This is a genomic window from Pacificispira spongiicola (genome assembly GCF_012926505.1).
Lineage (GTDB): Bacteria > Pseudomonadota > Alphaproteobacteria > UBA8366 > Aestuariispiraceae > Pacificispira > Pacificispira spongiicola.
In genome coordinates this window covers 172,844-192,316 of sequence record NZ_JABBNT010000003.1, presented here as the reverse complement: position 1 = coordinate 192,316, position 19,473 = coordinate 172,844, and the positions used below count along the sequence as shown (strand labels likewise).

Annotated in this window: 19 protein-coding genes; 9 read left to right on the top strand and 10 right to left on the bottom strand. The window is 61.7% G+C overall.

Features of this window, described 5'->3' with window-relative positions; all coding sequences use genetic code 11:
- Window positions 1-8: 8 nt before the first annotated feature.
- From HH303_RS10360 to HH303_RS10340, 5 genes are all read left to right on the top strand, one after another.
- Entirely contained in the window at window positions 9-773 is a 765-nt protein-coding gene (locus tag HH303_RS10360) for a class I SAM-dependent methyltransferase (RefSeq protein WP_169625268.1), read from the top strand.
- A gap of 2 nt (window positions 774-775) precedes the next feature.
- A complete protein-coding gene (gene ubiB / locus HH303_RS10355; protein WP_169625267.1) occupies window positions 776-2,323 on the top strand; it encodes a 2-polyprenylphenol 6-hydroxylase in 1,548 nt (515 codons plus the stop codon).
- A 153-nt stretch (window positions 2,324-2,476) separates the two neighbouring features.
- On the top strand, window positions 2,477-3,703 hold the full coding sequence (coaBC, locus tag HH303_RS10350; protein ID WP_169625266.1) for a bifunctional phosphopantothenoylcysteine decarboxylase/phosphopantothenate--cysteine ligase CoaBC: 1,227 nt from the start codon (window positions 2,477-2,479) through the stop codon (window positions 3,701-3,703).
- Between the two features lie 25 nt (window positions 3,704-3,728).
- Window positions 3,729-4,184 (top strand): dUTP diphosphatase, encoded by a 456-nt coding sequence (dut, locus tag HH303_RS10345; RefSeq protein WP_169625265.1) that lies wholly within the window; start codon window positions 3,729-3,731, stop codon window positions 4,182-4,184.
- 14 nt (window positions 4,185-4,198) lie between these two features.
- Window positions 4,199-4,651, top strand: coding sequence for an RrF2 family transcriptional regulator (locus HH303_RS10340; protein WP_169625264.1), 453 nt, complete (start codon window positions 4,199-4,201; stop codon window positions 4,649-4,651).
- A gap of 58 nt (window positions 4,652-4,709) precedes the next feature.
- On the opposite strand, the gene HH303_RS10335 is transcribed toward HH303_RS10340, so the two are convergent.
- Window positions 4,710-5,924 carry an argininosuccinate synthase gene (locus HH303_RS10335; protein WP_169625263.1) on the bottom strand — a complete coding sequence of 405 codons (1,215 nt, stop codon included), beginning with the start codon at window positions 5,922-5,924 and terminating at the stop codon, window positions 4,710-4,712.
- Between the two features lie 218 nt (window positions 5,925-6,142).
- Here HH303_RS10335 and HH303_RS10330 point away from each other — a divergent pair, with 218 nt between their 5' ends.
- Complete coding sequence (locus HH303_RS10330; RefSeq protein ID WP_169625262.1) at window positions 6,143-7,675, top strand: ATP-binding protein; 1,533 nt, start codon at window positions 6,143-6,145, stop codon at window positions 7,673-7,675.
- Here HH303_RS10330 and HH303_RS10325 read toward each other — a convergent pair.
- Entirely contained in the window at window positions 7,653-8,180 is a 528-nt protein-coding gene (locus tag HH303_RS10325; protein WP_169625261.1) for a hypothetical protein, read from the bottom strand. The two genes, HH303_RS10330 and HH303_RS10325, sit on opposite strands and share 23 nt — an antisense overlap.
- 181 nt (window positions 8,181-8,361) lie before the next feature.
- On the opposite strand from HH303_RS10325, the gene betC reads away from it, so the two are divergent.
- On the top strand, window positions 8,362-9,903 hold the full coding sequence (betC, locus tag HH303_RS10320) for a choline-sulfatase (RefSeq protein ID WP_169625260.1): 1,542 nt from the start codon (window positions 8,362-8,364) through the stop codon (window positions 9,901-9,903).
- A gap of 45 nt (window positions 9,904-9,948) precedes the next feature.
- Here betC and HH303_RS10315 read toward each other — a convergent pair whose 3' ends face one another.
- From HH303_RS10315 to HH303_RS10290, 6 genes are all read right to left on the bottom strand, one after another.
- Window positions 9,949-10,473, bottom strand: a complete 525-nt coding sequence (locus HH303_RS10315; RefSeq protein ID WP_169625259.1) for a PAS domain-containing protein — start codon at window positions 10,471-10,473, stop codon at window positions 9,949-9,951.
- Window positions 10,470-11,003: a PAS domain-containing protein gene (locus HH303_RS10310; RefSeq protein ID WP_169625258.1), complete on the bottom strand. Its 534-nt coding sequence runs from the start codon at window positions 11,001-11,003 to the stop codon at window positions 10,470-10,472. The genes HH303_RS10315 and HH303_RS10310 overlap by 4 nt, the downstream gene beginning before the upstream one ends.
- Before the next feature lie 132 nt (window positions 11,004-11,135).
- Window positions 11,136-11,672: a translation initiation factor IF-3 gene (gene infC, locus HH303_RS10305; RefSeq protein WP_169625772.1), complete on the bottom strand. Its 537-nt coding sequence runs from the start codon at window positions 11,670-11,672 to the stop codon at window positions 11,136-11,138.
- A 228-nt stretch (window positions 11,673-11,900) separates the two neighbouring features.
- Window positions 11,901-13,856: a threonine--tRNA ligase gene (gene thrS / locus HH303_RS10300; protein WP_169625257.1), complete on the bottom strand. Its 1,956-nt coding sequence runs from the start codon at window positions 13,854-13,856 to the stop codon at window positions 11,901-11,903.
- Window positions 13,857-14,069: 213 nt separating this feature from the next.
- On the bottom strand, window positions 14,070-15,002 hold the full coding sequence (locus HH303_RS10295) for a glycosyltransferase family 9 protein (RefSeq protein ID WP_169625256.1): 933 nt from the start codon (window positions 15,000-15,002) through the stop codon (window positions 14,070-14,072).
- 6 nt (window positions 15,003-15,008) lie between these two features.
- Window positions 15,009-16,211, bottom strand: coding sequence for a glycosyltransferase family 4 protein (locus HH303_RS10290; protein ID WP_169625255.1), 1,203 nt, complete (start codon window positions 16,209-16,211; stop codon window positions 15,009-15,011).
- A gap of 135 nt (window positions 16,212-16,346) precedes the next feature.
- Here HH303_RS10290 and HH303_RS10285 point away from each other — a divergent pair, with 135 nt between their 5' ends.
- Window positions 16,347-17,060 (top strand): alpha/beta hydrolase, encoded by a 714-nt coding sequence (locus tag HH303_RS10285; protein WP_227421710.1) that lies wholly within the window; start codon window positions 16,347-16,349, stop codon window positions 17,058-17,060.
- On the opposite strand, the gene HH303_RS10280 is transcribed toward HH303_RS10285, so the two are convergent.
- The gene (locus HH303_RS10280) at window positions 17,022-17,918 is read right to left on the bottom strand and encodes an SDR family oxidoreductase (RefSeq protein WP_169625253.1); all 897 of its coding nucleotides are present in this window, start codon (window positions 17,916-17,918) and stop codon (window positions 17,022-17,024) included. The genes HH303_RS10285 and HH303_RS10280 overlap by 39 nt on opposite strands.
- 57 nt (window positions 17,919-17,975) lie before the next feature.
- Here HH303_RS10280 and HH303_RS10275 point away from each other — a divergent pair, with 57 nt between their 5' ends.
- The gene (locus HH303_RS10275; RefSeq protein WP_169625252.1) at window positions 17,976-18,749 is read left to right on the top strand and encodes a tetratricopeptide repeat protein; all 774 of its coding nucleotides are present in this window, start codon (window positions 17,976-17,978) and stop codon (window positions 18,747-18,749) included.
- 17 nt (window positions 18,750-18,766) lie between these two features.
- Here HH303_RS10275 and HH303_RS10270 read toward each other — a convergent pair whose 3' ends face one another.
- Window positions 18,767-19,360, bottom strand: coding sequence for a hypothetical protein (locus tag HH303_RS10270; RefSeq protein WP_169625251.1), 594 nt, complete (start codon window positions 19,358-19,360; stop codon window positions 18,767-18,769).
- Between the last annotated feature and the right edge of the window lie 113 nt (window positions 19,361-19,473).

Below are 19,473 nucleotides of genomic sequence, written 5' to 3'. Positions count from 1 at the left end.
CGCCCATTATGACGCAACGTTCCAGCGACAATCTGTACGGCGACAACGCCAGCTTCGGCTACCGCGACGTGGAGGCTACGGACAAGCCCAGCCTAGTGCGCGGCGTGTTCGAATCCGTGGCCACGCGCTACGACCTGATGAACGACCTGATGTCGGGCGGTGTGCACCGGCTGTGGAAGTCGACGCTGATCGATCAGTTACGCCCCCGTCCGGGCCGAACCCTGTTGGACGTCGCGGGCGGGACCGGCGATATCGCCTTCCGCTTTTTGGAAGCGGGCGGCGGTCATGTCACCGTCTGCGACTTGACCGAAGGCATGGTCCGCGTCGGGCGCGACCGGGCCATCGATCAAGGCATCCTGTCCGGGATCGATTGGACCGTCGGTGATGCGCAACGTCTGCCCATGCCGGACAACTCGGTCGATGCCTATACGATCGCCTTCGGGCTGCGCAATGTAACCGACATCGCCTCCGCCCTTAGCGAGGCGCGGCGGGTGCTGCGTCCCGGCGGAACCTTCCTGTGCCTGGAGTTCAGCACTGTGGCCCTGCCGGTTCTGGACCGCCTTTACGACACCTATTCCTTCCGTGTGTTGCCCGCATTGGGCCGTTGGGTCGCGAAGGATGAGGAAAGTTACCGCTATCTGGCCGAATCCATCCGCCGCTTCCCGGCGCAGGAGGTTTTGTGCGCCAAGATGCGCGAGGCCGGTCTCTCGCGGGTGAGCTACCGTAATCTGTCGGGCGGCATTGCCGCCATCCATCAAGGCTGGCGCGTCTGACCGTGTTGCGCGGGCTTCTCCATCTCGCCCGGTTGATCGGGATCGCGCGCAGTCTGGCGCGCCACGACGCGTTGTGGCCGCTGGAAATGGTCAGCCGCCGCATCCTGCCGTTCCGGATTGCCGTCGGTTTCCTGCGCCTTCTTTTCCGCCGCCGCCGTCCGGGCCGTCCGGGCGAACGGCTGGCCGCCGCCCTGGCCGCGATGGGGCCGAGCTTCGTCAAATTGGGGCAGGCCCTGTCCGTGCGCGCCGATCTGGTCGGGGACGAGGTCGCGACCGACCTTGAAAAACTCCAAGACGGGCTGGATCCCTTCCCGACCGACGCGGCGATCCGCACGATCGAAGAAACGCTGGCCCAGCCCCTGGACGCGATGTTCGCGCAGTTCGACCGGGAACCGGTCGCCGCCGCCTCCATCGCCCAGGTGCATTTCGCGACCACGACCGACGGCCGCGATGTCGCGGTGAAGGTTCTGCGGCCCGGAATCGAGGAAATCCTGGAACGCGATATCGGCCTGTTCCGGGCGCTGGCTCGTCTGGCGGAACGCATACAGCCGAAAATCCGCCGCCTGCGCCCCGTCGCGGTGGTGGAAACCTTCGAAGAATGGATTCGGGTCGAACTGGATCTGCGCTTGGAAGGGGCGGCGGCGGCCGAGCTCAAGGAAAACTGCGAAGGCGACGAGGATTTCCACGTCGTTTCCGTCGATTGGGAGCGGACCGGTCAGCGCGTCCTGACCACGGAACGCATCCGCGGCATCAATATCGACGATGTCCAGGGCATGCGGGAATTGGGACACGACCCCGACAAAATCCTGGAACGGTCCGCCCGCATCTTCTTCCTGCAGGTCTTCCGCGACGGCTACTTCCACGCGGATATGCATCCGGGCAATATGTTCATCGATGCGGATGGGCGGCTTTGCCCCGTCGATTTCGGGATCATGGGCCGGGTGACGCGGCGTCAGCGTCTGTTCATGGCCGATACGCTGGTCGGTTTCCTCAGCCGCGATTACCGGCGGGTGGCCGAAGCGCATTTCGAAATCGGCTATGTCCCGCCGAACCAATCGCGCGATCTGTTCACCCAGGCGCTGCGTGCGATCGGCGAACCGGTTCTGGACAAGCCGTTGAACGAAATTTCCGTCGGCCGCCTGCTGGAACAGATGTTCCGGACGACCGAACGCTTCGACATGCCGACCCAGCCGGACCTGCTGCTGTTGCAAAAAACCATGCTGGTGGCCGAAGGCGTCGGGCGGAAGCTGAACCCCGGCGTCAATATGTGGCTGCTGGCCCGTCCCTTGATCGAAGAATGGATGATCGCCAATCGCGGGCCGGAAGCGCGGATCGTGGATACCGTGCGCGAGACCATGGAAACCCTCGAACGCTTGCCTCGCACCCTGCGTCGGGCGGAAGAGACCCTTGAACGCCTGGCGAAAAATGGCATGAACCCGGACGGCAGCCTGCGCGAACCGGCGGGATGGCGCGGAAATCTGGGGCTTTGGGCCCCCATGGCGGTGCTGGGTGTGCTCGCCGCCATCGTCGTCTTCATGGGCAATTCGTAAATCCGGCGGCGAAAAACTACGGTTGCAGCCAGTTTTGCATTAACCTTCCCTTAACCATTTCGATCCCGCACGGAAATCCCGTCCGCGCTTGTCCTGATCGAAGATATAATCTACATAGGCGTTCTGTTTTATTGTGTCGGCAAAGGATCGACCATGTCAGGGGAACGCCGGATCGTCCTGATCGTTTCAGGGGGCATCGCCGCGTATAAATCGCTGGAGCTGATCCGCCGCCTGCGCGAACGAGGGGTTGCGGTGCGCTGTGTCCTGACCAAGGGCGGATCGCAATTCGTCACGCCCCTGTCGCTGTCCGCCTTGACCGAAGACAAGGTCTATCAGGACATCTTTTCGCTGACGGACGAATCCGAAATGGGACATATCCAATTGTCTCGTCAGGCCGACCTGATCGTCGTCGCACCGGCCAGTGCGGACATCCTGGCGAAGATGGCGAACGGCCATGCCGACGACCTTGCAACGACCGTTCTGCTGGCGACCGACAAACCCGTTATGGTCGCACCGGCCATGAACGTCCGGATGTGGGATCACCCGGCGACCCAGGCCAATCTGACGCTTCTGAAACAACGCGGTGTCGCCGTGATTGGCCCGGCTGAAGGCCCCATGGCCTGCGGCGAATTCGGGGAAGGCCGTTTGGCGGAACCGATGGATATCGCAACGGCCATTCTGGACCAGTTGAATTCCGGTACGGTTCCGAAACAAGGCCCGCTGGCCGGGCGGTCCGCGCTGGTGACTTCCGGCCCGACGCATGAACCGATCGACCCCGTCCGATACATCGCAAACCGGTCGTCAGGGAAGCAAGGACACGCTATCGCAATGGCTTTGGCAGCCTTGGGGGCGCGGGTGACGCTGGTCTCCGGTCCAACCCGTCTGCCGGACCCGGACGGTGTCGAAACGATCCATGTCGAACGGGCGGAAGAAATGATGCAGGCCTGTCGCGACTCGCTACCGGTGGATGTGGCCGTCTTTGCCGCCGCCGTGGCCGATTGGCGGGTGATTTCGACACCGGCGGCGAAGATCAAGAAGCAGGATGGCGCCCCGCCCCCGGCCCTGGAACTGGCAGAAAATCCCGACATCCTGAAAACCGTTTCCGGCCTGGCGACAGACCGACCCGCGCTGGTCGTCGGTTTCGCCGCCGAAACAGGCGACGCGGTCGAAAAAGCTGTCGCGAAACGCAAGCGCAAGGGATGCGACTGGATCGTTGCCAACGATGTCTCGGACGGTACCGGGACCTTCGGCGGGGACGAAAATGCGGTTCATCTGATCACCGATGCCGGGGCCGACGCATGGCCCCGGTCGACCAAGCAGGATGTCGCGCGCATGCTCGCGCAGCGCATCGCAACGTATTTCGAATCCGAATCCGATTGACCTGCCCGAAGGGAAGAAAACGCCGATGATCGATACGATCCCCGTACGAGTGACCCGCCTACCCCATGCGGAAGGCTTGTCGCTGCCTACATATGGGAGCGAGCAGGCGGCGGGGTGCGATCTGCTGGCGGCGGTGACGGAAGATGTGGTCTTGGCGCCGGGCGGGCGGGCGATTGTCCCGACGGGCCTGAAGATCGCCCTGCCGCCGGGATATGAGGCGCAGGTCCGCCCGCGATCCGGTCTGGCGGCCAAGAACGGGGTGACGGTGCTGAACAGCCCGGGCACGGTCGACAGCGACTATCGCGGCGAGGTGGGCGTTATTCTGATCAATCACGGCGACCGGGATTTCACGGTGGAACGCGGCATGCGCATCGCACAGATGGTGGTCGCGCCGGTCCTGCATGTCGCGTGGCACGAAACGGCCGATCTGGACGATACCGCCCGGGGGGAAGGCGGCTTCGGATCGACCGGCACGAAATAGAAACTGGGGGACCTATGCGGCTTACCAAGAAACTGATGTTCGCGATCGAGGCGGTGCTGGACATCGCCTATCACGCGGCCGACCTGCCGGTTCAGTCGAAGGAAATCGCCGACCGCCAAGGGATTCCGCGCCGCTATCTGGAACAGGTGCTGCAGCAACTGGTCCATGCCAATATCCTGCGCGGTGTGCGCGGCCCGCGCGGCGGTTACCGGCTGGCAAAGGAACGCCGCCGCATCACCATTGCGGAAATCGCCAATGTCGTCGCGGAAATGGAAGGCGGGCGCGATCCATTGACCGACCCCGCCGGGTCCGAATTGGGTCACACCGTGCTGCGCCCGATCTGGCAGGAAATCGAGGAATACGCGATGCAGCGCCTCGACCAGACGACCATCGAGGACCTCTGTGTCGCCGCCCAGCGCGCCGGCATCGAAAGCCACAACCAAAATCAATTCGACTTCATGATCTAAGAAAAAGCCCCGGACCGATACGATCCGAGGCTCTTCCCTACATCAACTAACGGCGGGCTTACCGACCCAACAGGCGGCCCCGCAGACGCAGGCGCAGGGCGTTCAGCTTGATGAAGCCTTCGGCGTCGCGCTGGTCGTAGACGCTGTCTTCCTCGAAGGTCACGATATCGGCGTCGTAGAGGCTCTTCGGCGCGCTGCGGCCCGTGACGATGACATTGCCCTTATACAGTTTCGCGGTGACGCGGCCGGTAACGGCTTCGCTGGCATGGTCGATGGCGGCCTGCAGCATTTCGCGTTCCGGCGAGAACCAGAAGCCGTTGTAGATCAGCTCCGCATAGCGTGGCATCAACTCGTCCTTCAGGTGCATGGCGCCCCGGTCGAGCGTCAGGCTTTCCACCGCGCGGCGCATGGCGAACAGGATCGTGCCGCCGGGCGTTTCGTAGACGCCGCGCGACTTCATGCCGATGAAGCGGTTTTCCACAATGTCGATGCAGCCGACGCCGTGCTTGCCGCCCAACTCGTTCAGCTTGGTCAGCAGCGCCGCCGGGGACAATTTCTCGCCGTTGACGGCGACCGGGTTGCCGCGTTCGAAATCAATGGCGATTTCCTCCGCCTTGTCCGGCGCGCTTTCCGGCGTGACCATGCGGCTGAGGATCAGGTCCAGATCGGCCGGAACCGCCGGGTCTTCCAGAATTTTCCCTTCCGACGAGATATGCAGCAGATTGGCGTCCTGAGAGAAGGGCGCTTCGCCGCGCTTGTCCTTCGGCACCGGAATCTGGTGCTTTTCGGCGTATTCGATCAGCTTCGTGCGCGACGTCAGATCCCACTCGCGCCATGGGGCGATGATCTTGATGTCGGGCTTCAGCGCGTAGTAGCTGAGTTCGAAACGAACCTGGTCGTTGCCCTTGCCGGTCGCGCCGTGGGCGACGGCGTCCGCGCCGGTTTCCAGTGCGATTTCGATCTGGCGCTTGGCGATCAGCGGCCGGGCGATCGAGGTGCCGAGCAGATAGGTTCCTTCGTACAGCGCATTGGCCCGGAACATCGGGAAGACGTAGTCGCGCACGAATTCTTCCCGCAGATCGTCGATATAGATCTGCTTGATGCCCATCATTTCCGCCTTCTTGCGGGCGGGCTCCAGCTCTTCGCCCTGACCCAGATCGGCGGTGAAGGTTACGACTTCGCAGCCATACTGATCCTGAAGCCAGCGCAGGATGACGGAGGTATCCAGGCCCCCGGAATAGGCCAGAACGACTTTTTTGACGGACTTCGACATGATTCCCTCGCGCTCGCTGGAATTGGGCGGCATGATACGCCCCAAGGTTCTATGGGGCGGTTCTAGTCGCCGAAATGACGCTTTGCAAGATTGCTGCGATCCACGACGGGTCGCCGGGCAGGTGGGGCGGCGCGTATCCGAACGGCTGTCGGTGCGAGCGGGGAGGATCCTGAAGAACCGGTCCGAAACGAGCAGGGGGCAGCTCGCTGTAAGGATCCATGACGGGGGAAGACGATCTAAAGCCGCGGACCGCCCGAGAGGGTGGGGAAGTCACGACGGACGATCCCGCCGCGGCCTCCATTGAGTCCGCGCCTGCTCCGGACACCGTAGCATCCGGTCTGAAACGTCGGATCATTCTCGCCCTGATCATTATTGTCGCCCTGATCAGTATCGACTACGCCGTCGGCCATATCGTGACGCATGCCCAGAACGGCGCGGCCCTGGAAATCAATATGAGCGGCCGACAGCGAATGTTGAGCCAGCGCATCGCGGGGCTGACGCAGGAAGCCGTCAAGATCGTGTCGGAAAGCGGCGGTCGGAAGGCGGAACCCGTCCTTGCGGTTCTGCGGTCGGCCATCGATCTGATGCGGCAATCGCATACGGACCTGACGATAGGCAATCCGGATCTGGGGATTGATCCGCCGACCGGACCGCTGCGCGAACACTATTTCGGCACGGTCGATCTGGATCACCGTGTCTGGACCTTTCTGGCGGCGGCGGAACGAAATGCCGCGCGCCTGTCGATCCTGCAGGAAGGCGAGAACACAAACAGCCCGGATATCGATCGGGTCATCGCCGCCGCCCGGCAGCCGCTGCTTTATGACCTGGATGTCGCGGTTCGGCTTTATCAGAAAAAGGCGGAAACCGCCGTTGCCTCGCTTCAGCATATGCAGTTGATCATATGGTCCGGGACCGTCGTCGCGGTGATCGCCATCGCGCTAAGAATTCTATTTCCTGTCGTGACAATGGTGCGAGACGCACTATCCCGCTTGGAGGAAAGCCGGACGGAAGCCGAGGCGGCAAATGTGGCGAAATCCCAATTCCTGTCCACCATGAGTCACGAACTCCGCACGCCCATTCATGGCATTGCAGGGATGGCGGAGCTTCTGTCCCGCAGCGAGTTGGACGATCGGCGTCGCGGCTTCGTCGACGTGATCAAGACGTCCTGCGATCAGTTGAAAGGCATCGTTGACGATATTTTGGATTTCAGCGCCCTGGATACGGGCCGGATGCGACTGACCCCGGTGCCGGTATCGTTGACGGAATTGGCGGATGCCGTCCTGAAGCGCCATGCGGCGGCGGCCGAAAACCGGAATGTCAGGTTGAGCATGTCCGTCGATCCCGAATGCGCCCGTCCCGTTCTGTTCGATCCAAAACGGTTGGAGCAAATCCTGTCCCATCTGGTCGGGAATGCCGTCAAATTCACGGAAAACGGGACCGCGGACCTCAGAATCGTTTCCGATGGGCCGGATTGGCTTGTCTGTACCGTCGCCGATACCGGGTTGGGGCTCGACCCGAATCAGATCGATACCTTGTTCGAGCCGTTCCGTCAGGCAGACCAATCCGCGAGGCGGGCTTTCGGGGGCGCCGGTTTGGGCCTGACCATCGTGAAGCGCCTGACGGAAGCGATGGGCGGCACGATTACGGTGGCGGGCGCGCCTGGAACGGGAGCCACATTCACGCTGCGCCTGCCAGCCAGATACGCGCCCGGTCGGGACGAGGATCGGGTCAGTGCAGGGTCGCGGCCCTAAGAGGCGCGGCATCGCGCGTCGGCGCCGGGGTCAGTTCCGGCAGGACCCAATCGCGCAACGGCAAGATAAGGCCTGCCTCTTCCAGCAAGGTGCTCCAAGCGGTCAGCGGCGACTGCACCGATCGCGCCGCCGTCGGCGTCAGGGTTGCATCATGGATCGGTCGCGCGGCGGCCAGCATGCCCTTCTGATACAGGGCCAGAAGATGGAGCATGCGGATTTCGTCCGCATTCAGACGTCCGCGGTTCGGTGCTTCGAAACGGATATCGCGCACGGCGCCGACCCGGTGCGGCCACAGGCTCCCGTCGATGGCCGCGACAGCCCCGTCCACACCCAGCCGGGCATAGGCCTCTACCAGGATCGTTCTGGCTTCCCCGCCGGTAAATAGGCTCTGCTGCCACAGTCTGAGCGTCCAAAGAACCATCCGTTCCGAAAAACGCAGGGCATCAACATCGACAATGTGGGGAAGGCCGTCCATCGGACAGGGCCCGGCGAAACGATTTACCATGAAGGGCGTCCGTAAGTTTGCATCGACATACGATAATGATAATCATTCGCAATACAGATGCAAGGGAAATTGACATGCGACTTTTCGCAATTCGCAGTCGCGATTTCGATATCGTGCCGACGCGAGGGACCTTACGACTGATGCACAGTATAGGGCGCAATTCACTGGGAGGGGACGCACCATGGCCGTAAAAAACATTCTGATCGTTATGGCGGACCAACTGACACCGTTCATGGTCGGCTGTTACGGAAACCACGCGGTCAAGACGCCGAACCTGGACAGGCTGGCGCGGAACGGCATTCGGTTCGACGCCGCCTATTGTAACTCACCTCTCTGCACGCCCGGCCGCTATGCTTTTATGACCGGCCAGTACATTTCGCGGATCGGTGGATGGGACAACGCGGCCTACCTGCCGTCGACAGTGCCGACTTTCGCCCATTATCTGCGCCTGATGGGGTATCGCACCGGTCTGGCCGGGAAGATGCATTTCGTCGGACCGGACCAATTGCACGGTTTCGAAGAGCGTTACACGACCGACGTCTATCCGGCGGATTTCGGCTGGGTTCCGGAATGGCGGGCGCCGGACGACCGCATCGACCTGTGGTACCATAACATGTCGTCCGTGGTGCAGGCTGGCCCGGCCGCGATCACGAACCAATTGGCCTATGACGACGAAGTCGGCGCCGCGTCGATCCGCGCAATCTATGACGCGGTCCGGGCGGAAGACGACCGTCCCTTCTGCATCGTGTCCAGCTTCATTCACCCGCACGACCCCTACGCCGCGCGGAAATCCTATTGGGACATGTATGACGGCGTGGATATCCCAATGCCGCGCGTGCCGCGCCCGGCCCGGGAGGACAACGACCCGCACAGCCTGCGCCTGGAAAAGGTCATTGCGCTGGATGCGGTCGATATCGACGACGAAGACATCGCGCGGGCCCGCCGGGCCTATATGGCCAATGTGACCTATGTCGACGATTGGCTGGGTCGGTTGCAGCAGACGCTGGAGGAATGCGGTATCGCCGACGAAACCGCGATCGTCTTCGTGTCCGATCACGGCGACATGCTGGGCGAACGCGGCCTTTGGTACAAAATGAGCTTTTTCGAATGGTCCTGCCGGGTGCCGCTGATCGTCTCCGTGCCGGGTATGGAAAACGCCGGAACGGTCGAATCGCGCCCGGTCAGTCAGGTCGACGTGACCCCGACCCTGCTGGAAATCGCTGCGGCGGCGACCGGCCGTCCGGTGCCGGAACCGGTCGATCCGTTGGACGGAACCAGCCTGTTGTCACTGGGCGATCGGAACGAAACCCGCGTCGAATACACCGCCGAAGGTACCGGTCAGCCGATGCTGATGCTGCGCAAGGGAAGCTGGAAATACACCTGCTGCCCGAACGACCCGGAACAATTGTTCGACCTGGCCGCCGACCCGGACGAATTGCACAATCTGGCGGGCGACGCGGTACAGGCCGACCGGATGGCGGATTTCCGCGCCACCGCGCAGGCTCATTGGAACACGGACGACATCTACGCGAAGGTGCTGGACAGTCAGAACCGCCGTCGAATCCTGTCCGGTGCCTTGAAGATCGGGGCGCATACCGGCTGGGACTGGCAGATCAAACGCGACGCGACGGAAGAATATTCACGCAGCCATATGGACCTGACGAAGCACGACATCGCGTCGCGCTATCCCCGTCCGGTGTCGTTCAACCCGAAATGGAGCTGACCGGGTACGGCGGAACCAAGTGCCGGTCGGCCTGACGGAGACAAATCAAGCCGGGATCGGAAAAGCGTGGGCGGTCAGCATGGTTTCGTCGAAATCCGTCTCCTCCGGCGTTACCGATGGAATCGCGATCGTAATAGCCACGATACCCGGGATTCCGTCGGTAAGAAGCGGTAGAATCAAACGCATGCCGTCATTATACCGATCGACATTCCACACCTTGAACCCGGAAACCAGGTTGATGCACGGATCCAAGGCGGTTTTTTTCAATTGTGTATTGGCGTAGACGAAACGATCACCGTCGAACATTTGGTCCAGCGTCATTCCTTTAATGTTTCTTTGATATGGCGCACAGATTTCCTCTCCGGCGAGACGAAATCGAAATGTGTCTTTTGACTCACAATAATCACAAAGCCAGATTATCGGTAACAGTCGAAAAATCTCAATGGGATCAATGGCACGCCGGGACGGGACGCTCCCCGGCGGTCGTATGTTGTTCCAATGGGAATACAACAGGATAAACCGGGGATCGTCGAACCCCGCGCCGACAAATGGTGGCCTAGCATCCTTCATGGCAACGGCAATTCCCTGATTATAGGGGCGTTCATCAGGTGCGGGTCGATCTCCGCCGGGCTGTCGTCGACCGATGTCACCCCGATCAGTCCCATACCGTCGCCGCTCGTCATCGGCAGGATCAACCGGCGCCCGCGAACGTAGCGGTTCTGACAATGATACAGGTACCCGTCGGTGAACAGAATCAGGGGGCCGTCAATCACCCGCATTAGGATAGCGTGCAAGGTTCGCTTATGCGCTTCATCATCCACAAGATCGGTAATCGGCACCCCATTGACGGGTCGCCCATGCATTTCCCGAACACGGTCGCCTGCCAGTCTGAAACGGAACACATCCTCCTTTGCGTGATAGTCGCACAGCCAGAGCATCGGAAGGATCGGCACCATGTCCAGAGGATCGAAATCCCGACGATCCGGAATTTGCCGATTGCCGCGAACCGCCTGCCATTGGTCGAACAAAAGCCGCAGGCGGCTGTCCTCCGCGAACGCATAGGCCTGATTGGAAGGGATTTGCGGAGAATTGAGAAGCACGGGCAGTCCTGCATTTGAAACCGATGCGGCGAGAATACACTGCACCCCGACGGATTGTAGAGCGCTAAGTTGATAAGAAAAACGGCCGCGAATTTCTTCGCGACCGCTTGTTCGATAACCGCAACAGACGGATCAGCGTGGCGCCAGAACCATGACCATTTGTCGGCCTTCCATGTTCGGGCGCTGTTCGACCTTCGCTTTCTCGTCCATTTCTTCCTGAACCCGTTTCAACACTTCAAGGCCGAGTTCCTGGTGCGCCATTTCGCGGCCCCGGAAGCGCAGGGTGACTTTCACCTTGTCGCCTTCGTCGATGAACTTGTTCAGCGAGCGCATTTTGACTTCATAATCGTGCTGCTCGATATTCGGGCGGAATTTGATTTCCTTGACCTCAATGGTCTTCTGCTTTTTCCGAGCCTCGTTTTTGCGTTTTTGAGCCTCGTACTTGAACTTGCCGAAATCCAGAATCTTGCAGACGGGCGGTTCGGCGTTCGGCGAAATCTCGACGAGATCCAGGCCGACTTCCGCCGCGAGTCTCAGTCCCTCGGCGGTCGTGATGACGCCGATGTTTTCGCCTTCTGCACCGATGCAGCGCACTTCCCGCGCGGTGATCTCTTCGTTGACGCGGGGTCCCTCCTTCGACGGGGGGGGAGCGTAATGGGGTCTGCGTATAGGAGCCTCCTCGACCTCTTTCGGTCGTAATCGTTTCGACAAATCGCGATGCCCGTCCAGGCATCACGCATATAAATCCGCTGGAAGACGATGTGCGATCCGACCCGATATTCGGTCTGAAAAATTCAGCCCAAAATATTCAGACGGGTCGCGCATCCACAACAAGGCACGCAAGCCCTGAACACGACCTCGGCTCCAATCCCATCGGAAAGACCGGGGATCGAAGCGTCAGGGCGTACCGGCTGGCATGCGCGCCTCTTCCTTTAGGATAGCAATAGCATCGTCAAGCGCAAGAATTTCCTGATCCTTACCGCCCAAACGACGCAGGGCCACCGTTCCTTCTTCCTGTTCGCGCTTGCCGACGACCAAGACCGTCGGAACCTTCTGCAACGACAATTCGCGAACCTTCAGGTTGATCTTTTCGTTCCGCGTGTCGGATTCCGCCCGAAGTCCAGCCGCCTTCAGCTTCGCCAGAACCTCGCCGGCATACCCGTCGGCATCGTTCGTGATCGTCGCGACCGTCGCCTGAACCGGGGCCAGCCACATCGGGAACTTGCCCGAATATTGTTCGATCAGAATCCCGATGAAGCGTTCGAAAGACCCCAGGATCGCCCGATGCAGCATGACCGGACGGTAGCGGTTGCCGTCTTCCGCCATATAGGTCGCGTCCAGGCGTTCCGGCAGGACGAAATCAACCTGCAACGTCCCGCATTGCCAATCGCGGCCGATGGCGTCGCGCAGCACGAATTCCAGCTTCGGGCCATAGAAAGCGCCCTCGCCGGGATTCAGGGTGAAGGTTGCGCCCGCCGCTTCCGTCGCGCGCTTCAGGGCGTCTTCCGCTTTATCCCAGGTTTCGTCCGTCCCGGCGCGCAGGTCCGGCCGGTCGGAGAATTTGATGGTGAATTCCTCGAACCCGAAATCACGATAGATCGACGACAAGAGGTCGATGAATTCCTTCGTCTCGGATTCGATCTGGTCTTCGGTGCAGAAGATATGCGCATCGTCCTGGGTGAAGGCGCGCACGCGCATGATCCCGTGCAGGGCGCCCGACGGTTCATAGCGATGGCAGGACCCGAACTCGCCCATGCGGATCGGCAGGTCGCGATAGGATTTGATGCCCTGCTTGAAGATTTGCACATGCCCCGGACAGTTCATCGGCTTCAGCGCCAGCATGCGCCGGTTCTGGGACTGCCCGTCCGCGCCCGTATCGACTTCGTCGACCTCGGCGATGAACATGTGCTCCCGGAACTTGTCCCAGTGACCGGACTTTTCCCACAGGGTGCGGTCGACCAGTTGCGGCGTTTTCACCTCGACATAACCGGCCTTTTCCAGCCGGTCGCGCATATAGCGTTCGCAGGCCCGATAAACGGCCCAGCCTTTCGGGTGCCAGAAGATGGAGCCGCGCGCTTCCTCTTGCAGATGGAACAGGTCCAGTTCCCGGCCCAGCTTGCGGTGGTCGCGCTTTTCCGCTTCCTCAATCCGCGTCAGATGCGCCTTCAGCTCCTTTTCGTCACGCCATGCCGTGCCGTAAATGCGCTGAAGCTGCGGGTTGTTGGCATCGCCGCGCCAATAGGCGCCCGCCAGCCGCATCAGCTTGAACGCCTTGCCCAGACGGCCCGTGGACGGCAGATGCGGGCCACGGCACAGGTCGATCCAGTCACCCTGACGGTACATCGTGATCTCGTCGCCTTCGGGCAGTTCCCAGACCCATTCGGCCTTGAAATTCTCGCCCTTCTCCGCGAACAGCTCGGCCACGTCGGCGCGTTCCCAGACCTCGCGAACGATGGGAATGTCGCGGTCGACAATGTCGCGCATGCGCTGTTCGATCGCTTCGAAATCTTCCGTCGAAAACGGAATCTCGCGATGGAAATCGTAATAGAAGCCGTCTTCCGTCGCCGGGCCGAAGGTAATCTGCGTACCGGGGAACAGTTCCTGCACGGCCATCGCCAGAACATGCGCCGCGTCATGGCGGATCAGTTCCAGGGCCTCTTCGTCCTGACGACGGATCAGCGCCAGTTGCGCGTCCTGCTCGATCGGACGGGTCAGATCCCATTCCGCGCCGTCGACGCGCGCCAGGACAGCCGCTTTCGCAAGGCCGGGGCCGATTTCCTCGGCGACCTGCAGCGCCGTGACCGGGCCGTCGTAAGATTTAACCGTTCCGTCGGGAAGTGTAATTGCCACCATGGCTCGTTTCTCCTTCCAGGTCCCGTCTACCAAACGGGGCACCGCTTCCGGATCGCGGATATCTCGGTCGTTTTGAAAGACCGCCTCCACAACCTGTCTGCGAGGGTCCGATATCGCCTCGCCCTTACCAAGGGCGGCCAGTCGATACCGCTCGTTTCGCTCGTGCGGGCGTTCTACGCCTGCTTTTCCGCACTGACAAGGGGGGCAAAGGAATTACGCGCCGGTTTCTAGCCGTTCGGTCACAGTATCGACGGACAGGTCCGACAGGACCGGGACGCGCAGGATATCGACCCGCGGCCCCTTCTGCGCGCACAGCGCCGGGTCGGACGCGTGGGAATACAGGACCAGACATCGGCATCCGGTGACGGCGGCCAGATGCATCGGGCCGGTATCGTTGCCGACCGCGATTTCCGCCTGCCGGGCAAGACCGGCCAGTTCAAACAGGCTTGTCCGTCCGGTCAGGTTCAGGGCCTGGGGGCAGGATTCGGCGATGGCGGCGGTCCAATCCACATCCGCCGTCGTTCCGATCAGCACCGGCGTCAGGCCGTTCGCCACCCAGTGACGCGCAAGCGCGCCAAAGCGGTCGGCCGGCCATCTTTTTTCCGGCCGATGCGGCGCACCGCCGGGTACGATCAGGCCGAATCGGTCCGGCAGGGACAGATGCGACAGGTCGGCCGTCATCCAGGAGACGTCCGGCGGCGGAACTGACGGAATGCCTGCACGGAACAACTGGTCTCGCTGCCGGTCCCGCGTGTGCATCGTGTCGCGGTCCGGATTGTCGTGCGGATGGGACGCGCCCGCCGCGATGCCGGACAGAAGCGGTCGGTGGGGCCACAACATGCGCCAGTAATTGCTGGATCGGTCGGATGTCTGAAGGTCGAAGATCATGCGGAACCGGCCGGACAGCAACCGCCGCCGCAAGGCCCAATAGCCGGACAGGCTGCGCGGACGCTCGTCGATCCAGACATGGTCGAACCAGCCGGATCGCTCCGCCAGTTCCGCCAAGGGCTTGGTCGTCAGCAGGGTGATATCGGCGGTCGGATGGGCCTTGCGGATGGCCTGAAACGGGCCCATCGCCTGAACGAAATCGCCCAGCGCACCCAGCTTGATGACCAGTAGCCGGTCCTGTTCTTCCGCCGTGGTCATACCGGATCAGGCCGCGCTGGCCGCCGGGGCGCGGGCAGGCGCGCGCAGCAGTTCCTCGTAAACGTCCAGCGTCGCCTTGGCCATGCCGGTCTTGGTGAAATGCGCCTGCGCGTTGGCGACCGCCGCGGCGCCGATACGCTGGCGCTGCTCGGGGCTCAGGTTCAGCGCGATGTCCAGCTTGTTGGCGAGGTCGTAAGCGTCGCCGGGCCGGAACAGGAAGCCGGTTTCCCGGTCCATGATCTGTTCCGGTGCCCCGCCATGGGCCGGGGCGACGACCAGCCGCCCCATGGCCTGGCCTTCCACCGCGACCCGTCCGAAGGCTTCCGGATCGGTCGACGCGGACACCACGACGTCGGACAATTTCAGCGCCGCCGGCATGTCGTCGCAGGCACCCACGACATGCACCGCGTGATCGACCTTCAGTTTCCGGGCAAGCGCCAGGACTTCCTGTTCGAACGCCGTACGGCCCTGCGCATCGCCGACCAACAGGCATCGGACGGGCCGCGTCTGCATTTCGGCAAGCGCCTTCACCAACAGCAATTGACCCTTCCAACGGGTCAGTCGGCCCGGCAGCATGACAACGGGCACGCCGTCCGGCAGACGCCAGCGTTCGGACAGGCGGATCAGGCGTTCCGCCGACACGGCCTCCCCCGAATAAAGGTCGATATCGATGCCGCGATGGATCACGCGCAGCTTCGTGCCGTCCACGCGATAGTTGGCCTGAATGTGACGGCGGATGAATTCGCTGTTCGCGATCACGCGGTCGGCCCGGACCATGACCGAATTGTAAAACTTCTTCAGCGGGTTGGTGAAGTTGTAGGTGCCGTGGAACGTGGTGACGAACCGTGTGCCCGTGCGCTGCGCCGCCCAATAGGCGCTCCAGGCCGGGGCACGGCTGCGGGCATGGACGATATCGACGTTTCGATCACGGATGATCGCTTCCAACCGGTCGGCATTGCGACGCATGGTCAGCCAGTTCTTGCTGGCCAGGGGCAGGTCGATATGTTCGATATCGGCGCGCGCCAGTTCGCGCACCATGCGGCCGCCGGACGATGCGACCAGCGGATGATATCCGGCATCCTTGAGCGCGATGGCGATATCGACTGCGGTCCGCTCGACGCCACCGGTTTCAAGGGCGGGCAGAACCTGTAGCACGGTGCCCAGGCCTTCCGGCCCTCCGCCCGTGCTTTGATCCTCCGTCGCGCTCATGCTAGTCACCAACCCTGTTTACCGATATCCGGACGATACGCCATGTCACAGCCGATCCGCTACTTGGAACAGACCTTGCCGGGCGATTCCGGTCCCGGAAGGGTCGCATACCGGCATTGTTCCGCGAATACAAGCATGTCCGGCGTTTCGGCAAGGGCCGAGCCGCCGGGCATCCTGTTCTGCGGCGGGTTCCATTCCAATATGGACGGCGGCAAGGCGGAATTCCTGTCTCGCTTCTGCCCCGACCACGGTATGGCCTTTACCCGATTCGACTATCGCGGACATGGGTTGAGCGACGGTGATTTCGCAAACGGCACGATCGGCGATTGGTACGAGGATGCGAAACTTGTCTTCGACCGTGTCTGCGAGGGGTCGCAAATTGTCGTCGGGTCGTCCATGGGCGCGTGGATGGCGATGATGCTGGCCCGCGACCGCGCCGCACGGGTCAAGGGGCTGGTCCTGATCGCACCGGCCCCGGATTTCACGCAGACGCTGATGCTGCCCGCCCTGCCGCCAGAGGCACGGGCGGCGCTGGACCGCGACGGGGTCTGGTACCGCCCGTCGGAATTCGACGACGATGCCTATCCGATCACTCGCCGCCTGATAGAGGAAAGCGCCACACATGCGATACTGGACGGGCCGAAACTTTCCGTCGCCGGGCCCGTGCGTATTCTGCACGGCACGGCGGACGAGGTCGTGCCGATGGCCCATGCGGAACGCGTTGCGGCCCATATCGATGCGTCGTCGGTCGATTTGGAGATTGTAGACGGCGGCGACCATCGCCTGTCGACGGATGCCGATCTGGCGCGGTTAGGACGCGCGATCGCTGAGATCGTGCAGGGTCTTTAGCGCCGAACGATAGCTGGGCCACAGCAAATCCACGCCAAGCTCCCGCTTGATTCGGTCGTTGCTGACACGTTTGTTGTCGGCGTAGAAACTGCGCGCCATCGGCGACAATTCCGCCTCTTCGAAGGGGATTTCCGGCGGTGGTTCCACGCCCATCAATTCACAGGCATAGGCGATGACCTCCTGCGGCGGGGCCGGGTCGTCGTCGCAACAATTATAGGCCGCCCCATTCTCCGGTTTCGCCATGGAGGCCAGCAGGATCTGTCGAATATCGTCGACATGAATGCGACTGAAGACCTGTCCCGGCTTCACCACGCGCTTGGCGCGGCCCGACCGGACGGTTTCCAGCGCGTTGCGGCCGGGCCCGTAAATTCCGGCAAGGCGGAAGGTTTGGACCGGCCCGGCCTCCCCCAGCGAGAACCAGGCCTGTTCCGCCAGCAACCGGCGGCGTCCACGCGATCCGCTGGGTGTCAGGTCGGCGGTTTCGTCCACCGTCGCCCCGTCGCGATTGCCATAGACGCCCGTGGTCGACAGATAGCCGATCCAGTCGAACGGCGCGGCGTTCCGAATATCGCCGCCATGGAGGTCGATCACAGGGTCGCCGTCTTCGTCCGGCGGGACGGAACTCAGTAAATGCGTTGCCTGTTCCAGCGCGCGGCGCCCGTCCGTGTCCAGCGCATTACTGCGGTCGAAGATATGCGCGTCGATCCCCGCATCGCGCAACCGGCGCTGCTTTTCCCGCGTACGGCAGGTGGCGGAAATCAGGGTTCCCGATTGGCGCAAATGGCGCGCCAGCGCATGCGCGCTGTAACCCAGTCCGAACACGAAGATATGCGGTACATGCGGGGCCGTGAACGCCATGAAAAAGCCTTGAAAATTAAACTTGCGCCGGGGGCGTGCGCGGAAGACCTTAGGGCCATGAACAGCCGTCTTCAACCGTTAGCCTTCCTGTTGTGTCTGCCGCTGCTGATGGCGACCGGGACTTCCGTCCGGGCGCAAACCGTGGAGTCGGCGCAGGAAACGGAATATCACGATTGCATGCGTCTGGCCCGCATCGATCCCGGCGCGGCCTTCGAACGGGCGTTGAGCTGGCAGGATTTGGGCGGCGGTGTTCCCGCGCGGCATTGCGAGGCCGTGGCGCTCATGATGCTGGGCCAACCGGCGGAGGCTGCTGCGCGATTCGAGGAATTGGCCAAGGCCATGCCCGATACGACCCCCGCTGAAATTGTCGCCGACGTCATGGCCCATGCCGGGATAGCCTGGATGGATGCGGGCGATTTGGACCGGGCGCGGGCGGCGCAGACGGCGGCCCTGGACATCTATCCGGATTCTCCGGCGATCCTGGTCGACAGGGCCATGGTCCTGTCGCAGCAATCGCATTTCTGGGAAGCCATCGACGATCTGAACCGGTCGATCGAGCTGGACCCAACGGACCCGGCGGCCTTCGCCCTGCGGGCCAGCGCCTATCGCTTCGTGGAGGCGGAAGGCCTGGCGCTGGAAGACGCGAATAGGGCCTTGTCCATCGACCCGGACCAACCGGAGGCCCTGTTGGAACGCGGCATTTTGCTGCGCTTGAAGGGCGATCTCGCCGGGGCCCGCAAGGATTGGCTGCACCTGATCGAAATGCATGACGGCCGCCCCGCCGCCGAACTCGCCCGTCGCAATCTGGAAAAGCTGGACGTCAAGGAATAGGGGGAAGCGCGTTTCGCCTACGAAAAGTCGAGGTTATCCTGTGTTACATTGTACGGGCGAACGGTTACGCTAATTACCAACCGAGCGGATTGATCCGCTGGAACTCCTTCAACAGGTTCTAGAAGAATATCTGAAGTAACGGATAGATGCGTAATTAAACTGTCGTCTTCCAACAACACGTAGAATGGAGATTCGTCGGCGTCTGGAGTGCGGGGGCCTTCCGGCAACGCCGCTCCAAGTGCTTCTGGAGAACGTGGCATGCAAAGCGCGTCAAAAATCGTTTTCACGCGATTATCAATGTCTTGAATTGTTCGACCGGGTGCTCCGTGCCGAAGCAGCAGTATATCGAGCGCACATATCAAACCGTTTTTCTCTGTCACGATCGGCTTCCACCTAAACCCCAGAGAATCAATTTCGCTCTTCATAGAGGTGGAACCGATAACAGGAGCGGAAGTATGTCCGCGCGAAAGAACCGGATGTTCGCTCCATAAACACTTTAGTTGCTTATGAAATGACTTCCTAATGTCGTGCTTATGCAATGACCGTTTTGATTGTGTTTTGTCGTTTCTGCTGGCCAACAATTGGCCCGCATAGGTCAGTCTAAAATGCATATCACCCTCGTCCGATTTTGAGCACGAACCTCAACGTATAAAAAACGAACATTTTTTAACTACTTAAACTAGCACACAATCATACTAATGGGTATGGGAGGCACAATATAGCC

What these genes read in the sequence shown, in the direction of transcription:
- HH303_RS10360 (WP_169625268.1), top strand. Translation starts at nt 9, where the DNA reads ATGACGCAACGTTCCAGCGACAATCTGTACGGCGACAACGCCAGCTTC.
- coaBC (WP_169625266.1), top strand. Translation starts at nt 2,477, where the DNA reads ATGTCAGGGGAACGCCGGATCGTCCTGATCGTTTCAGGGGGCATCGCC.
- dut (WP_169625265.1), top strand. Translation starts at nt 3,729, where the DNA reads ATGATCGATACGATCCCCGTACGAGTGACCCGCCTACCCCATGCGGAA.
- HH303_RS10340 (WP_169625264.1), top strand. Translation starts at nt 4,199, where the DNA reads ATGCGGCTTACCAAGAAACTGATGTTCGCGATCGAGGCGGTGCTGGAC.
- HH303_RS10335 (WP_169625263.1), bottom strand. Translation starts at nt 5,924, where the DNA reads ATGTCGAAGTCCGTCAAAAAAGTCGTTCTGGCCTATTCCGGGGGCCTG.
- HH303_RS10330 (WP_169625262.1), top strand. Translation starts at nt 6,143, where the DNA reads ATGACGGGGGAAGACGATCTAAAGCCGCGGACCGCCCGAGAGGGTGGG.
- HH303_RS10325 (WP_169625261.1), bottom strand. Translation starts at nt 8,180, where the DNA reads ATGGTAAATCGTTTCGCCGGGCCCTGTCCGATGGACGGCCTTCCCCAC.
- betC (WP_169625260.1), top strand. Translation starts at nt 8,362, where the DNA reads ATGGCCGTAAAAAACATTCTGATCGTTATGGCGGACCAACTGACACCG.
- HH303_RS10315 (WP_169625259.1), bottom strand. Translation starts at nt 10,473, where the DNA reads ATGAAGGATGCTAGGCCACCATTTGTCGGCGCGGGGTTCGACGATCCC.
- thrS (WP_169625257.1), bottom strand. Translation starts at nt 13,856, where the DNA reads ATGGTGGCAATTACACTTCCCGACGGAACGGTTAAATCTTACGACGGC.
- HH303_RS10295 (WP_169625256.1), bottom strand. Translation starts at nt 15,002, where the DNA reads ATGACCACGGCGGAAGAACAGGACCGGCTACTGGTCATCAAGCTGGGT.
- HH303_RS10290 (WP_169625255.1), bottom strand. Translation starts at nt 16,211, where the DNA reads ATGAGCGCGACGGAGGATCAAAGCACGGGCGGAGGGCCGGAAGGCCTG.
- HH303_RS10285 (WP_227421710.1), top strand. Translation starts at nt 16,347, where the DNA reads ATGTCCGGCGTTTCGGCAAGGGCCGAGCCGCCGGGCATCCTGTTCTGC.
- HH303_RS10280 (WP_169625253.1), bottom strand. Translation starts at nt 17,918, where the DNA reads ATGGCGTTCACGGCCCCGCATGTACCGCATATCTTCGTGTTCGGACTG.
- HH303_RS10275 (WP_169625252.1), top strand. Translation starts at nt 17,976, where the DNA reads ATGAACAGCCGTCTTCAACCGTTAGCCTTCCTGTTGTGTCTGCCGCTG.
- HH303_RS10270 (WP_169625251.1), bottom strand. Translation starts at nt 19,360, where the DNA reads ATGCATTTTAGACTGACCTATGCGGGCCAATTGTTGGCCAGCAGAAAC.